Source organism: Dehalococcoides sp. UCH007 (assembly GCF_001010485.1).
Taxonomy (GTDB): domain Bacteria; phylum Chloroflexota; class Dehalococcoidia; order Dehalococcoidales; family Dehalococcoidaceae; genus Dehalococcoides; species Dehalococcoides mccartyi_A.
Map to the genome: position 1 here is coordinate 221,913 of NZ_AP014722.1, position 15,036 is coordinate 236,948.

At 48.3% G+C, this 15,036-nt stretch carries 13 protein-coding genes; 10 read left to right on the forward strand and 3 right to left on the reverse strand.

The genetic code is table 11. From position 1 onward, the window contains the following. Position 1: 1 nt before the first annotated feature. From UCH007_RS01195 to UCH007_RS01220, 6 genes are read left to right on the forward strand one after another with little or no spacing between them, the layout of a single operon-like run. A complete protein-coding gene (locus UCH007_RS01195) occupies positions 2-925 on the forward strand; it encodes a glycosyltransferase (RefSeq protein ID WP_231854715.1) in 924 nt (307 codons plus the stop codon). Further along, a complete protein-coding gene (locus UCH007_RS01200; protein ID WP_046960843.1) occupies positions 922-2,541 on the forward strand; it encodes a hypothetical protein in 1,620 nt (539 codons plus the stop codon). Before UCH007_RS01195 ends, UCH007_RS01200 begins: the two co-directional genes overlap by 4 nt. Beyond that, positions 2,542-3,396: a glycosyltransferase gene (locus UCH007_RS01205; protein WP_046960844.1), complete on the forward strand. Its 855-nt coding sequence runs from the start codon at positions 2,542-2,544 to the stop codon at positions 3,394-3,396. It begins immediately after the preceding gene. Beyond that, positions 3,396-4,610, forward strand: coding sequence for a glycosyltransferase family 4 protein (locus tag UCH007_RS01210; RefSeq protein ID WP_046960845.1), 1,215 nt, complete (start codon positions 3,396-3,398; stop codon positions 4,608-4,610). Before UCH007_RS01205 ends, UCH007_RS01210 begins: the two co-directional genes overlap by 1 nt. After that, positions 4,607-5,308, forward strand: coding sequence for a class I SAM-dependent methyltransferase (locus tag UCH007_RS01215; RefSeq protein WP_046960846.1), 702 nt, complete (start codon positions 4,607-4,609; stop codon positions 5,306-5,308). The genes UCH007_RS01210 and UCH007_RS01215 overlap by 4 nt, the downstream gene beginning before the upstream one ends. Beyond that, complete coding sequence (locus tag UCH007_RS01220) at positions 5,289-6,581, forward strand: polysaccharide pyruvyl transferase family protein (protein WP_046960847.1); 1,293 nt, start codon at positions 5,289-5,291, stop codon at positions 6,579-6,581. The genes UCH007_RS01215 and UCH007_RS01220 overlap by 20 nt, the downstream gene beginning before the upstream one ends. Here the strand turns inward: UCH007_RS01220 and UCH007_RS01225 are convergent. Then, a complete protein-coding gene (locus UCH007_RS01225; protein ID WP_046960848.1) occupies positions 6,556-7,839 on the reverse strand; it encodes a Coenzyme F420 hydrogenase/dehydrogenase, beta subunit C-terminal domain in 1,284 nt (427 codons plus the stop codon). The genes UCH007_RS01220 and UCH007_RS01225 overlap by 26 nt on opposite strands. Continuing rightward, on the reverse strand, positions 7,836-9,164 hold the full coding sequence (locus UCH007_RS01230; protein WP_046960849.1) for a lipopolysaccharide biosynthesis protein: 1,329 nt from the start codon (positions 9,162-9,164) through the stop codon (positions 7,836-7,838). The genes UCH007_RS01225 and UCH007_RS01230 overlap by 4 nt, the downstream gene beginning before the upstream one ends. Positions 9,165-9,294: 130 nt before the next feature. Here UCH007_RS01230 and UCH007_RS01235 point away from each other — a divergent pair, with 130 nt between their 5' ends. After that, complete coding sequence (locus UCH007_RS01235; protein ID WP_231854716.1) at positions 9,295-10,122, forward strand: PIG-L deacetylase family protein; 828 nt, start codon at positions 9,295-9,297, stop codon at positions 10,120-10,122. A gap of 247 nt (positions 10,123-10,369) precedes the next feature. Beyond that, positions 10,370-11,344, forward strand: coding sequence for an aldo/keto reductase (locus tag UCH007_RS01240; protein WP_046960851.1), 975 nt, complete (start codon positions 10,370-10,372; stop codon positions 11,342-11,344). On the opposite strand, the gene UCH007_RS01245 is transcribed toward UCH007_RS01240, so the two are convergent. After that, a complete protein-coding gene (locus tag UCH007_RS01245; RefSeq protein WP_023651864.1) occupies positions 11,341-11,694 on the reverse strand; it encodes a DUF134 domain-containing protein in 354 nt (117 codons plus the stop codon). The genes UCH007_RS01240 and UCH007_RS01245 overlap by 4 nt on opposite strands. Positions 11,695-11,845: 151 nt before the next feature. On the opposite strand from UCH007_RS01245, the gene UCH007_RS01250 reads away from it, so the two are divergent. Both UCH007_RS01250 and ablA read left to right on the forward strand, forming a co-directional pair. After that, a complete protein-coding gene (locus UCH007_RS01250) occupies positions 11,846-12,340 on the forward strand; it encodes a HEAT repeat domain-containing protein (RefSeq protein ID WP_046960852.1) in 495 nt (164 codons plus the stop codon). Between the two features lie 453 nt (positions 12,341-12,793). Then, positions 12,794-14,986: a lysine 2,3-aminomutase gene (gene ablA / locus UCH007_RS01255; RefSeq protein ID WP_046960853.1), complete on the forward strand. Its 2,193-nt coding sequence runs from the start codon at positions 12,794-12,796 to the stop codon at positions 14,984-14,986. Positions 14,987-15,036 lie beyond the last annotated feature (50 nt).

Genomic DNA, 15,036 nt, shown 5'->3' on the forward strand with positions numbered 1-15,036 from the left:
TTTGGAAAAAATAATGAGTCTTTCGGTAGTGATATGTACTCGAAACAGTGCCTCTACCATAAAGGCATGTCTTGATTCGCTGATGCCTGCTTACTGCAGCAGCCTGATACGCGAAATTATAATAGTGGATGCATACAGTACAGACGCTACCTGCCGTATAGCCGGGGATTATCCGGTGAGGATATATTATGAACCCGGTAAAGGGGTTTACTTCGGTTACCAGTACGGCTTTGAGATATGTTCCGGCGAGTATGTCCTCTTTTTGGATAGCGATGCCTATCTGGAAACAAACAGCCTGACGGGTGCTCTTAATATGTTTGCAGACCCAAAGGTGGGGTTGGTGGGTGTGTATTCATTCAGCCCGGACGGAAGCCATTTGGGCAGATGTGCCGGTCAGTGGTGGGATTATCACCGTAACCGTCTTCTGCCGCAGGCCCGCTCTTCGCCTTTTGGGCGTTGGTATCATCGGGTGGTGGGTTTCGGTTCGGTGTATACCAGCGGTCCGTGTTTTATAGCCAGTCGCAAGTGTCTGGAAGAAACCGGCGGTTTTTCCCCTGAACTGTATTTGTATTATTTATATCCGAAACTGGCTTATCCTGGGGATATTATTCTGTCAAGACGGGCGGTACAAGCCGGTTATAAAGCAGTTTGGGCAAATAACGGGCGGGTGGGGCATTCGCCTCCGCAGAGTTTGCCTGCTCTGTGGCGTCAGCGTGCCAATTGGGGGCGGGGTGATGCCGCTTATCTGGATATGTGCCATACCGGTATTACCAAAAGGGTAATATGTGTGTTATCCCGTTTTGCTTCCCCTCTAATGGCTTTATATCTGGCAGTCAAATACCGTAATCCATTGCATTTATGGTATCTGCCGCTGGCCCAGCTGGCATGGCTGGACGGCTATTTTAATTTCAGGTTGAAGCGGTGAAATACGAGTCCGCCTTGCTTACCTCTTCAAAGATGTTTTGCGTATTGGCACTGGTGCTGTGGGGTTTAAGCCTTTCAGCAAATAGTTTTAACCCGGATATAGAGAATATGCTCAAATCGCCCATGCTTTTGTTTATCTCCGCTTTGGGTTCCTTATGCCTTGGGTCGGCCTTGCTCTGGAAGATGCGTACCGCAAGTACTAAACTGCTGTGGTTTTACACCTTTATAATGCTGGCTATGCTTTGGCTCAGCCCGGTTATTATGCAGTCTAGTCCGGTTTCCGCTCAATGGACATACGGTATTTATTATCCCAATACCCAGTTTATCAGTCAGACCGGCGGCATAGACCCGTCAGAATACACATTTCACAACTGGCCGGGTTTTTTTGTACTGGATTACAGTCTGTCAGCTGTTACGGGTGCTTCCTGCCTGGATTTTCTGGCCTTTTACGGGCCGTTTCTTATGCAGATTCTAATACTTATCCCTCTGTACTGTTTATTTAAGAATATTATCCCCAACCCCAATCACCGTTTCGCGGCTATCTGGGTATTTTATCTGGCAAACTGGGTAGCCCAGATTTATTTTGTTCCGCAAGGGGTAGGGGTTTTCTTTTTGATTTGCCTTTTAGCCCTTATTACCAGCCCCGGTTTTACCGCTTCAAGGGGTAACGCTGTCTCTCACCGGGTGGTTATTATTTTGATGCTTGCGGCACTTACGGTAACTCATTTGTTAAGCTCGGTTGTAGCTTTACTGTGTTTAGGAGCGTTAATTTTAAGCCGCCTGATAAAGGGGTTTAATCTGGGAGTTCTGGCAGGGGTTCTGGTGGGTTGCTGGACTATTTACGGTGCGGCCACCCAGTTTGATTCGCAGCTGCCGGAATTTGTTAACCGGGCTTTTGAGCTTGAAAATCTTCTCCGGTTTTCTTCCTCCGGCGGCGGGGAAGATGCTGGGGCGGCTTTTCTGGAAATTTCACGGGTGCGGTTTATTTTCTCAGGGCTTTTTGCCGGACTGGCGGTTTTGGGGGTGCTTTTGTCACTTAAGTACCGCCACCGTTTTGACTTTTCTCTCCTCGCGCTGGAGGGAGTGGCTATGGTGATTTTATGCAGCATGCTTTACGGCTCTGAATTCTGGACGCGGGCATTTCTGTTTTCACTGGTGCCTATTGCCTATTTTGCGGCCAAACTGCTGCGTAACCGCCTGACTACCCTGGTAATGGTGGCGGCCTTACTGGTCGCTATTCCCGGGCATCTGCTGGCCCATTACGGCGCAGTATCAGATATGGTCAGCCGTTTTGATGTGGCTGCCTGGCAATATCTGGAAAATTATACCTTGCGGGGTTATGTAAGCGGGGGTATCAGCTATATAAAACCTGACTATTTGAATTTATCACTTAAGAAGCTGGATTGGCAGGATGGTTTACTGGTCAGCCAAGGGTATACCGGGCGTTACCCCCAGTACCTGCAAATGGGCAGGAGTACGGATGTGGACTGGGTGTATTACAACGGGGATAACCGCTATGTGTCTGCTCTGGAAGCTGAGCTTGAAGGTTCTGCTAAGTACGGGCTTATCTACCAGAACGGGGAAATGAGTATTTACTTTAACCAGGGGGCAAACTAAATGGAAGACTGCTTGCCGCTGTCTGTAGTAGTGTGTGCCAGAAATGCTGAAAGAACTATCAGCGCCTGTCTGAAAAGCATCTGCAGGAATAATCCGTTTGAGATAATACTGGTGGATGGAAATTCCACTGATAAAACGATTGCACTGGCGGTAGATTTTGCCCGGCATATTCTGAGTGACCAGGGCAGGGGAACCAGCTTTGCTCACCAGATAGGCTCTGAAATAGCCAGTCAAGATTACATAATGTTTGTAGATGCTGATGTGGAACTACCTCCTGATGCCCTTGAGCGGATGTTTGCTGGTTTGAAGGAAGCCAAACTGGACGGTATATATGCCCGAACCGAAGGGGCAGGGCAGGGTAATTTTTGGGAGAGAGCGGCTACAGATTTTCTGTCCTGCCGTCCCAATCCGGCTGGGATCTGGTTTGGGGCAGGTCTGGTCAGCCGTGAAGTAGTGATTAGGTACGGCTTTGACTCATTTATAAGTCCGGGAGATGATGTGGATTTTAACCGCCGTGCATTAGGCGGCGGGTGTGTTTTCGGTGTTTCGGCGGTACAGGTCAAACATCACCATCGTACCACTTTTAAAAATGTGGTTCGCCAGTATATCTGGTATGGCAAGGGGCGTTCTCGGCTGGCATGGAAAAATGGTTTGCTTATTCTGCGTTTCTGGCCGCCTTTTCCTGCGGTATACGGTTTGGCATATTCATTGGGGCATTTTAAATTCCGTCCGGTCTCGCTGCATATTTTGGCTCTTGTATTTCAGAGCTGGGGTATGGTGTGCGGGCTGGCTGAGCTTGTCTTCAATCCTCCACCTGACCGTCCGCCCCGTCCTTGCTGGAAGTGCGGTATCTGATGAATATACTTCATCTGGGCAGCGGCAGTCTGAAAATCCCCCCAACAGGTTATGGGGGTATTGAAAAATATGTATTTGAATCTGCCCGCGGTCTGGCGGCCAGGGGCAACAGGGTAGCTATATTTGATATACGGGTTTCCAAGTCTGATATGCTGAGTGAGCGGATGCAAGGGGTAGAAATACTCCGTTTTCACCGCTTGATTGCCCCCCGTTTTTCCAGTTTGTGGCTTGTCAATATTGTTTCGGTATTGAACCTGCTGAGTTTCAGCCTTAGAGCTTGCAGATTTATAAAGAATAATAGCTTTGAAGTTATCCATATTCATCGCACTCTGGTAGGGCTGATACTAGTGCTGGTTTTACCTACAGAGCGTAAAAAGATGGTTTACACTGTGCATTCGCCTGTTTGGGTTATGCAAAAGGGCAGCTTTAAAGACTGTTTAAGCCGTAAACTGGATATATTTATTATGAAGCGTGTTCACAGGGTTATTACCCAGTCTGCCCAGATTAAAAGCATACTTGAACGGGAACGGGCGGCAACAGGTAGGCTCAGGCTACTCCCATGCGGGGTGGATACTGCGGCTTTTGACCCTGCATCTAGAAGCAGTTCTGTACGGAGTAAATACGGCATAGATGACCGGCTGATGGTGCTTTTTGTAGGACGGATAGTGCCGTATAAAGGGGTAGAGTATCTGGTACAGGCGGCTGATTTGGTGGTAAACAAAGCCGGTTTCCGCGGGTGTTTTTTTCTGCTGGCAGGGCCTATGGCTGAACACGGACTGGATGCGCTGGAGCATGCCGGGTATCCCCAGAAAGTCTCTAACCTGATAGCCGAATATAACCTTGCTGATTTTGTTGCCCTGACCGGCAGTTTGCCGCAGGATGAGCTGCAAATGGTATTTGCTTCGGCAGATATATTTGTTCTGCCTTCTCTGGCAGAATCTTCACCGGCAGTGGTGCTTCAGGCAATGGCTTCCGGCTGTGCGGTTGTTGCCTCTGATATATCCGGTATACGTGAACAGGTGGTGGATGGGGTAAACGGTTTTCTGGTTAAAGCCGCCGATGAGACAGAATTGGCAAGGCGGATTCTGGAACTTTTACAGTCCCCGGCCAAACGTTTTGCCATGGGGGCTAATGGAAGGGCCTTAATTAAAGGGAGATTTGACTGGGGATTTATCTGCAATTGTTTGGAGGGTATTTACAGGGAGGAGGCATGAGCAGGTTATTTGTGGGAAAACTTTTAGATCTTAGTCACCGCTACGGCGGGTATATACCGCTGTCCCGCCTGAGTACGGTCAGCCGCTGGCTTGGGAATAATGGGGAGAGTGTGCTGGATATAGGGTGCGGAAGCGGGTCTGCCATGCTTTTTTTAAATCGCCGCCAATCTTTTGATACCTGCGGGATAGATATCAACCCCGTGCTTATAGCAGATGCCAAAAGCAAATCCAGCCACCGGCAGTATTTCTGTCAGGATATACTTAAGCTCAATCTGGCTGACCGAAGTTATGATACGGTTATTTGTCTGGAACTTATCGAGCATTTGCCTAAAGATGACGGGCTCAATCTTATTTTGCGGCTGGAGAGAATAGCCCGCAAAAAGGTTATTTTAAGTACACCGGTGGGTTATTCTAAAGTAGAGGGTAAAAACCCTGAAGATGGCTCTGCCCACCAGTGCGGGTATTTGCCTTCTGAACTTAGGGGAATGGGTTATCTGGTTAGAGGCAACCGCCTGCGTTTGGAAAGGCCATGGTGGCCTTATCTTTTAAAACATTCGCCGGCACTTGCCTCGGTCTACTGGGTTTTCTGGCTGGTGATGGGGGTAGTTTTCAGCCCGCTGGCCTATTTCTTTCCTGACCGTATAGCTTCGGGTATGGTTTGCCTCAAGGAGGTTGGTTGTGAAAGAAAATCAGGCTAAACTTCCACCCCGTATACTGGTGCTTTCCAATGCAGATTTTGAAAGCCGCGGATTTCAGGCAATTGTCCGCGGTCTGGATAACTGTCTGGGTGAGAGCCTGCCGGGACTTACACTTGAGTATTTCAGTTTTACTCCAAAGAGGTACTCCTATCTTGAAAGCAAAAGTATAAAGCTGATTCCTCATCCCTGGGCTAAAGGCGACTCTGAAACGCTGAATATTTTCAGCTATCTGGTGCTTATTCCAAAGAGCCTGCTTAAGGCCGTTTACTATAAGCTGCGGCCGGCTAAAAACCCCTATCGCCGTTACAATGCCCTTCTGCATATAAATGTGGATTGTTTAAACGAGACTGATTACGGGTTTGTCTGTGTCTGTCTGAATTTACTCAAGAGCTGGGCAGGCTTGCGGGCTTTTGGCTGTCCGCTTCTGACTGCTCCGGTGGATATCGGTCCTTTTAACAGTCCTTTCAGCCGCTTTCTGGGCAGGTATATACTCTCAAAAGCAAAGCTGGTAGCTTTGAGGGATGAGCAAAGCTATGAGTATTTACTTAAACTGGGGCTTAAGCCTGAGGGGCTTTATCTGGGAGCGGATATGGCCTTTCTCATGCCGCCTGCATCGCCGCAGGTTATTAAAGAGGTGTTTGCCTTTGAGGAATTAGTTCAGGATAAACGGTTGGTTATAGGCATTTCACCCAGCTTGTTTCAGATGGAACTGAGGGATGTATTTGCTGATTCGGCAGGTGACAAACCCGGAATATACCTTAATTTGATAGCAGGATTGGCGGATTTTGCCGCCGGTATGCTTGATGCTGGTATTTATCTTATCCCCCATGTTCACCCTGATGACAGCCGGGTATGCCGTGAGGTTTATAACCGTATGCAGCACAAAAGCGGGGTGCATGTGTTTAATGGTGATTATCCTTCCGAAACCATTAAAGGACTGGTGGGGGAGTGTGATATTTTTATAAGCTGCCGTATGCATGCCAGCATTGCCGCTTTGTCACAGGCTATTCCCACCCTGACTTTAGGCTATCAGGAGAAATATTGGAAACTTTTGGGCAGCTATTTGGGGCAGTCTGACTATCTGGTAGATATTAAGATGCCAAATCCGCTTGATATCCAAAATGAGCTTAAACAGAAGCTATCCTATATGGCTGCCAACCGCTCTGGGATAAGTAACCGGATAAAAGAACGGCTGGAAGTAATAAACCGGAGGGCATCTTTGTACGGGCATAAGGTGGCGGAGATAATCAGTCGCGGGAAGCCTGTTTCCTGATAAGCCTGTCTGCTATGCGGGTCAGCCACACCCAGATATGTTTAGCCGGCTCTATAATCAGAGGAGCATTAGTCTTCCCGAGGTAGTAGTTTATCACCTGCTCAATAGTATACAGGTAGGCTGTCTTACGGGCAGGCGGGCAAGGGCTGGGGTATTCCGGTAGTTTCCAGCCCAGCATAGACAGGATATATTTTTTGGTGGCGTAATCCTGACGTTTGTTTCGCCATTCCATCACCCGTTTGTTGGAAAGAGACTGAGATTTGATATACCCGTATCTGACTGCTTCTCTGTAAAACTCCTGTCCGGTATTGCCCCGCACAATCACCGCTGAAGTGCCCTCATGGTCATTTTCAAGCTCTTTCAGCCAGGCATCTCCCAGAGAAATATCCGCCAGTTCGTTCAGCTGGTCATTGCACATCAGACAGCGGTGCGGGGTAAAAAACCCGTGCCCGTGATAAGGGTGGTAGTCTTTTAAAGGCAGGGTCAGCCTGTTTCCGCAAGCTAATTCCAGCTGCATATTCCCCGGCCAGCCATTGGTACGGTAGTGGAAGCTGGTTAAGGACTCTTTGTTTATGCCCTGCCGTTTCAGTATATATTCTGTCCCCTTAAAACTCATAGTGCTTGAGCAGATTATACCCAGATGGATGGCTATACGCTGCTTAAGCACCGGGTTCTGGCTTTCTGCTTTGCGGATGGCTTGAATATGGCAGGGTAAACCTACTACTGCGTAACGCCCCGGTTGGGCGGTTATTTCGGATATGGCTGTATCAGCGGCAACCGGACAGTATTTAGAGCCGGCCGCCTGTTTCAGTTCATCTAAAGTACGGGCAACAAAACTGGCAGGGATAAGGGGTGAAGATGGTAGATTTCTGCTTACCAGTGCCCCGTCTATCAGCCCTGTTTCCAAAGCATAAACCAGCAGAGCGGTAGCCACACCTCCCGAAGTGGATAGATTACGTTGCGTGCTGTCGCTACTGAAAGCGGTATAGCTATTTTGCGTTAAATTGGGTGATTCCCCGCCGAAAAGCACCTCTGAATAGCTGTCTAAATCTATACCGGTACCGGGGCAGACCTTCAGGCATTTGCCGCAGTTTTGACAGAGGTGGGTATCCAGTCTTGGCAGGTAAATGCCTTTGTCAGGTTCAATTCGCATTGTTACAGCACCGGTGGGGCATACTGCCTGACAGATACCGCAACCGCAACAGAGTTTCTGCCGCAAGGTCAAGAGAATACTGTTAGGTAGATTTGATGTATTCATTCCCTGGGAATACTCCTGCCTGAAAACAGACTGAGGCTGACATATACGGCACAAAAAGATTGAGCAATCACCCAGGCCAGCCCCGCCCCGTTTATACCCATTACAGGGATAAGCCCGAAACTTAATATCAGGCTCAGCCCGGCAATCAGGCAGTTGAGCAGGATAAGCTGTTTCAGATGTTTTTTTACTTTCAGGATGCCCATATAAATTACGTTTAAAGACTGAGGTATGAGCCCGATTATCATTATCCGGAGCAGACCGGCAGATGAAAGGGCGTATTCCTGCCCGAAAAAAAGTAAAATTTTGTCTGCCAGCAGAAACAATATAATCACCAGCGGTATGATAAGCCCCAGACTTAGTTTCAGGCTTTTATGAATGTGTAACGCTAAGCCCTTTTCATCATGAGACCCTTCACTGAACAGGGATGTGGAAATGGAGGCGGGTATGGTGGTCAGGGCGGCTGCGGTACTCCAGCCTATGTAAAAATAGGCATTGGATTCCGCTCCCAATATACCCAGTACCAGCAAGGGTAGGAGCAGGGCAGGTGCAGAACCTAAAAACTGTGACAGATTGTTGCCCAGTGAGAAGCCGAAGCTGGATCTGAGATAAGGAGAGCAGAGTTCAAAACCGGGGCGGAAACCTTTTAAAACTTTAGGTATAAAGCCGAAAACTGCCATGAATAAGGCGGCTATCAGGGCTATGCCCCAGGCCGAGGTAATACCGTTTTCAGGGGAAATACCAGCCAGAATTACCACCAGAATCAGCCGCAGTCCGCTGGCTGTTACTACCCGCAGGGTAGAGTAACCAGAATGGCGGTGGGCTATCAGACTGTCATCTGCAATAGAATTAAGGGCGGTAGCAGCGGTAAATGCCAGAAAAGAAACAGCCAGGAGTGGGCTTTGGCGTAAAAAGATAAGTTCCGGTGACCATATGCCTAGTCCCAGCAGAAAAATACATCCTGCTAGCACTGATACTACAAATGTCAGGCTGATGGAAGAATTTATAATACTTTTAGGCGGATAGATGTTTTGGGGTAAAAAGCGGATAATCCCAAACCCCAGCCCCAGATGAGAAATAGTACCCAGCAGAGACATGGCGGAGATAACTGCCCCGGCCAGACCGACAGATTCAGGGGTAAAAAAATGGGCGGCCAGTATCCAGAAGACAAAGCTAAGGACTGCCCCAGTTCCGCCGGCTATCATCAGGAATATGGCATTTATATACAGGGGAGAGCGGATTTTTTCCAGAAAACGGTACGGTTTCAAAACGCCCGTTTGCATACCAGCAGAAGTATCAGGGTGGGTTTTGTTAAAAATATATGCCACAAAGTCTCCAAACTAATGACAATAGACAGACTACAAGACATATAATAGCAAAAAAAATGCCAAAAGGCTATAAGTTGTCTAATTAGTTTATCAAGGCATTCGGCAGGGTGACGGATATTGCCACTTGTACTTGGCGGATATATTTTCTAAACTGATACAGATGGGCCCCATTAAAAAGAACAGGATAGGCCTACTTTTTAGCCTGATAGTTATCTGTCTGGCCGGGGTATCCTTTTTCTTCTGGGCTGTGCCGGAAGTACTTGGTCAGCAATATATCAAACTCCTTGACTGTCTGCCGTTACCACAGGCGGGAGAACGGATACTTGTATTTTCCCCCCACCCGGATGATGAGACTATTGCGCTGGGCGGATATATTGCCAGTGCTTGTCAGGCTGGTGCGGAGGTAGAAATTGTACTGGTTACTGACGGCAGCAAATATACTCCTCGGGAGACCCGCTATGCGGAATTTGAACACGCCTGCCATCTTTTGGGGGTTAGCGAAGATAATCTGGTGTTTCTGGGTTTTAAAGATGGCAGTTTGAATTCATTATCACTTAACAGTCTGGCTGCTTCATTTGGGAATTTGATAAACAGTTTTCAGCCGGATATCGTGTTTTATCCCCACCACAAGGATGCCCATGCTGACCATGCGGCTGTAAGCAGAGCAGTCGGTCAGTATCTTAAAACTATTCCCGGTATACAGAGGTATGAATATCTGGTGCATTACCGGATATTATTCCCTCAGCCGCGGATTTTTAACCAGAACTTGTATCTGCTGCCGCCGCTTACACTGGTAAATGAAGACCAGAATTGGCTTCGCTTTGACCTTTCTGAAGCCCAATTGGAGCAAAAAATAGCAGCCATGAGTGCTTATGAGAGCCAGCTGAAAAACCCGTTTTTAAATCCCCTTATGCAGAGTTTTATCCGCCAGAATGAGCTGGTTTGTCTGCCAAATTGAATAGCTCGAGTGATGTTTTCGTTTAATACCAAAAATCGCATAAGGTTTTTGCGGCACGGACTGTTTATGCCCCTCGTGGCCGGGCAGATTACCGGAATAGCGTCTTTATGCGGGTGTTAGCGGTTTCCCCTCTAGATGATACTAAGGTGTCTAGAAAGGGATTGTGAGGCTTGCCTTTAGTAATGTTGAAAGCTAACATTTAGGTGTATTTTCTGCAGTAAAAAAATTATCGGGAGCGGCCGGATATATGAACGATATTTTAGATAAAAAGTGGTCTTATCGTGAACTTGGCAAAACAGGCATAGGGCTCAGCCCCATAGGTTTGGGTGGCTGGCAGTTTTCCCGCGGCAAGGGGGCGGCTATCGGTGTCTGGGGTATGCTAAACCAAACTAAAGTAAATGAGATTGTGCTTAATTCACTTACCGGCGGCATAAACTGGTTTGATACCGCCGAAGCTTATGGCATGGGGCAAAGCGAAGAGTCTCTGGCCGAAGCTTTGAAGCAGGCGGGTGTCCGGCCGGGGGAATGTTTTATAGCTACCAAATGGCAGCCTACCATGCGCTCGGCCTCTTCTTTGAAGACCCTTTTGCCCATACGTGAGGGTTTTCTAAGCCCGTATAAGGTAGATTTGTATCAGGTGCATTTCCCGGGGCTTTTTGCCTCCATTGATACCCAGATGGATAACATGGCCGCTTTGTATAAAGAAGGCCGGATACGGGCTATAGGCGTCAGCAACTTTAATGCTTCTCAGATGCGTATTGCCCAGAAACGTTTAAACAAACACGGGCTGTCACTGGCTTCAAATCAGGTCAAGTATAATCTGCTGGACCGGCAGATTGAGACAAACGGGGTGCTAGAGACCGCCCGCGAACTGGGTATCAGTCTGATTGCTTATTCTCCGCTGGGTATGGGCATTCTCTCCGGTAAATACCAGCGCAATCCGGAGTATTTGGAGCAGGTGCCTTTTATCCGCCGCAAAGCTATCCGCCGCGGGTTGGAAAAGAGTATGCCGGTTATAGCCAAGCTTTCGGAAATAGCTGTCAGATACCATGTGGATATAGCTCAGGTGGCTTTGGCATGGGTAATTTACGGGCAGGGTGACACTGTTTTCGCTTTAGCTGGGGCCAGTACTCCGGTGCAGGCACGGGAAAACCTGAAGGCTTTGGATATAAAGCTGACCACAGCCGAAATCGCCGAACTAAACAGCATATCCCATTTTTAGGGTTCTTTCGGCGGGTCTGGCTGGCAAGTGGGTGTTTGCCTCTGACAGCAGGGGCGGGCATCTATCTCAAAAACCCCTCCCTCTATCCGTAGTGCCTTGCCATTTAGCAGGGCGTCGGCTACTTTGTATCTGGCGGAGTAGAGCATCCGCTGGAAAGTGGGCCTGGAAATATTCATCTGCTGGGCAGCCTCGGTCTGTTCAAGTCCCAGCAGGTCTTTCAGCCGCAGGGCCTCAGCTTCTTCAGTGGACAGCTGGTTTTCCTCAAGCATACTCAGAGGTATGCCGGCAGGTTTGTAATAAGCTACTTTGGGTATTTCACTTATGCGGCGGCATTTATATGGTCGGGGCATGGTGTTTACCTTTCAGTTTCTTTGCCACTTGGCTTCAGAATAGCCTGTACTTTTATTTGTGTCAATATTTTTCTGCGGGTGTTATTACGTATCGTTACTAATAGACCTTATGCCTGTTTTGGATTAGACTCAAAAAAGGAGGATAAAGCAGATGACAGATACCAAGTTTATTGTGCAGCAGCTAGAGCTTTTAAAAGACCCGAATGGGCTGGTACGCCAGTCCGCCCGTCTGGCACTCGAAGATTTGGGTAAAGCAAGCGTGCCGTATCTGGTAGCAAAGCTGGATGAGAATAAGGGTGAAGCGTTGTGGGAAAGTGTTAAGGCTCTCAGCCGTATCGGGGATGCCTCTTCTGCCGGTGCTTTGGTAAAGCTTCTCTCCCACGAAGTATCTGATATACGTTGGCTGGCATCTTTGGGTCTGATAAAGATAGGTAAAGAGGGGGTAAAGCCGCTTCTGCGGGCGCTTAGTTTGTCAGATGCCCGTTCCCCTTTCCTAAGGGAAGAAGCTCACCATGTGCTTACAGGGCTGAGGGATAAGGAGCTTAAGAGCAATATTTCCGGAGTTATAAAGGCTTTGGAAAGCAACTCCCCCCGCTCTGATGCTCCGGTAGCCGCTGAGGCAGCACTTTTGAATCTGAAACTTTAGGGGCGGTTTTCCGGTAAACTAAATAGAAGAAGTTACAAGTAACTAAACTAAACTACAGCAATTTATGGCAAGTTATGGTCAAAAAATAAGCTGTATTTACTTAAAACAAATCAGTATCTCTCTATTATACCTCTGTAGCTTGACTGCGGGGGTATAATAGAGGTACAATACACTTGATATCAAGGACACGAGGAGGTATTTGTCACTCCAAAGTGAGAAAATATACTTAAATATAGTCTTGGTGACCCGTTGTAAAACGGGTTTTATCCCCGGCCCTTTCCGCTGTTTTTAATCTTCCGGTTGTTTCCTTCTCAGTTGTTTTGTGTCATTCCGGGTATTTGCTAGTCTTAGCGTAGTTTCAAACCTCTTTATTCAAGCTGTCAGCTCGTCCAGCCGTGTTTTCTTAATTCAGCTTTTGGGTTGGGGTGTATCCCGCACAAAGGAAGGATTAACATGGTTTTAACACATATTGAAGAAAAGATGCCTCAGACCTCTTTGCCGGAGCATGATTACCGCCTGATGGCCCACAAGATAAGCTCTGACTACAGTGAGGAAGAGTGGGGGAACTGGAAATGGCATGTTTCCCATACTATTAAGGACTTGGCCACCGTTGAAAAACTGCTGGGGGTAAAATTTTCAGCTGAGAAACGCCGCAGTCTGGAAGATACTATCCGCAATTTCCCCATGAGTATTACCCCGTATTACTTTTCCCTGATTGACCCTAAAAATTTTGAAAATGACCCGGTTTTTATTCAGTCTGTACCCAGTGCAGCCGAGCTTAATTTCAGCTGCCATGACAAGGAAGACCCTTTGGCTGAAGATGTGGATAGCCCCGCCCCCGGCATTACCCACCGCTATCCTGACCGGGTGCTGTTTCATGTCTCAAACCGCTGTGCCATGTACTGCCGCCACTGTACCCGCAAACGTAAAGTGGGGGATGTTGACAAGACCCTGTCCCGTGATGACCTGGTAAAGGGCTTGGAATATATTAAAAATACCCCCCAGGTGCGGGATGTGCTGTTATCCGGGGGTGACCCCCTGCTGCTTTCAGGCAGTATGCTTGAGTGGCTGCTGTCTGAGCTGAAGGCCATACCCCATGTTCAGGTAATACGCATTGGCACGCGGGTGCCGGTGGTACTGCCCCAGCGGATTACCCCCCATCTGGTAAAAATTATTAAAAAATACCACCCTGTCTGGGTAAATACCCACTTCAACCACCCCAGAGAGATTACTGCTACCTCTATCCGGGCGCTTCGCCTGCTGGCGGATGCCGGTATCCCGCTGGGTAATCAGACCGTCCTTCTGGCCAAAGTAAATGACTGCCCGCGGGTTATGAAGGCTCTGGTGCACAAGCTGGTGGAAAACAGGGTGAGGCCTTATTACCTGTATCAGTGTGACCCGGCACAGGGACTTTCCCATTTCCGCACTTCCATAGGCAAGGGGATAGAGATTATTGAAAATCTTATCGGGCACACCAGTGGTTTCGCTGTGCCTACATATGTAATAGATGCCCCCAACGGCGGCGGCAAGATACCCATTATGCCGAATTACCTGATATCCCAGTCTTCCAGCAAGGTTATATTGCGTAATTACGAAGGGATTATAACCGCCTATTACCAGCCGGAAGATTATCACCCGCCCAAGTGCGGTCAGGACTGTTCGGCCTGTAACCTTGAGCTTGATTTAAACGGTGCGGCCGAAGGGTCACTGGTGGGCATTGCCCGTTTGCTGTCTAATCACGAGGATACAGATTATTTAGTTCCCACCGAGTGTGACCGGATGAACCGCCGCAAGAGCGGCTATGACCAGATAGTCACCCTGGGTACGTCTCTGATTCAGCACGGTAAAAACAGTGACCGTATTTATCTGATGAGGCTGGCTGCCGAGGAAACGACTACCCTGCTGCCTGAAATGCAGGCACTGGCCACTGAAAACGGCTATACCAAGCTGTTTGCCAAAGTACCCGGTGATGTTAAAACCCTGTTTGAGGCAGATGGTTTCGAAACTGAAGCGGTTATCCCCTGTTTTTACGGCGGGACTAAAGCCGGTTATTTTATGGGCAAATTTATAGATGAGGGCAGGAAAACAGAGGAAAATGCCGAATTGCTGGAAGATGTGCTGAAGGTGGCCCATTTCAAAGCCGGTAAGGCACTTTCGTTTAAACTGCCTAAGGGATACACCCTTCGCAAATGCACTGCTGACGATACTGCGGCTATGGCTGAGGTGTTTTCCACTGTATTTGCCTCATATCCGTTTCCCATTTACGAACCGGAATATATCAGCCGCACCATGACCGAGAGTATAACCTATTATGGTATCTGGCACGGGCAGAAACTGGCGGCGCTGGCTTCGGCTGAGCAATATCCGCTGGAAGGCCATGTGGAACTGACAGATTTTGCCACCCTGCCGGATTACCGCCGCCGCAAGCTGGCGGGTATCTTGCTGCATACTATGGAAACCGAAATGAAACAAAAAGGTTTCGGGGTAAGCTATACGTCTGCGGTGGCAGAGTCTTACGGTATGAATATAAGCTTTGCCAGACAGGGGTATGAGTTTGCCGGCCGGCTTAAGAATAATACCCAGATAAACGGCGGCCTGAAAAGCATGAATATCTGGTACAAATGCCTGAAGAAACAGACTAAATAAGCCGGATTTTTGGGGCATTAAATATGAAAGCGGACACCCCTGAAAGGTGT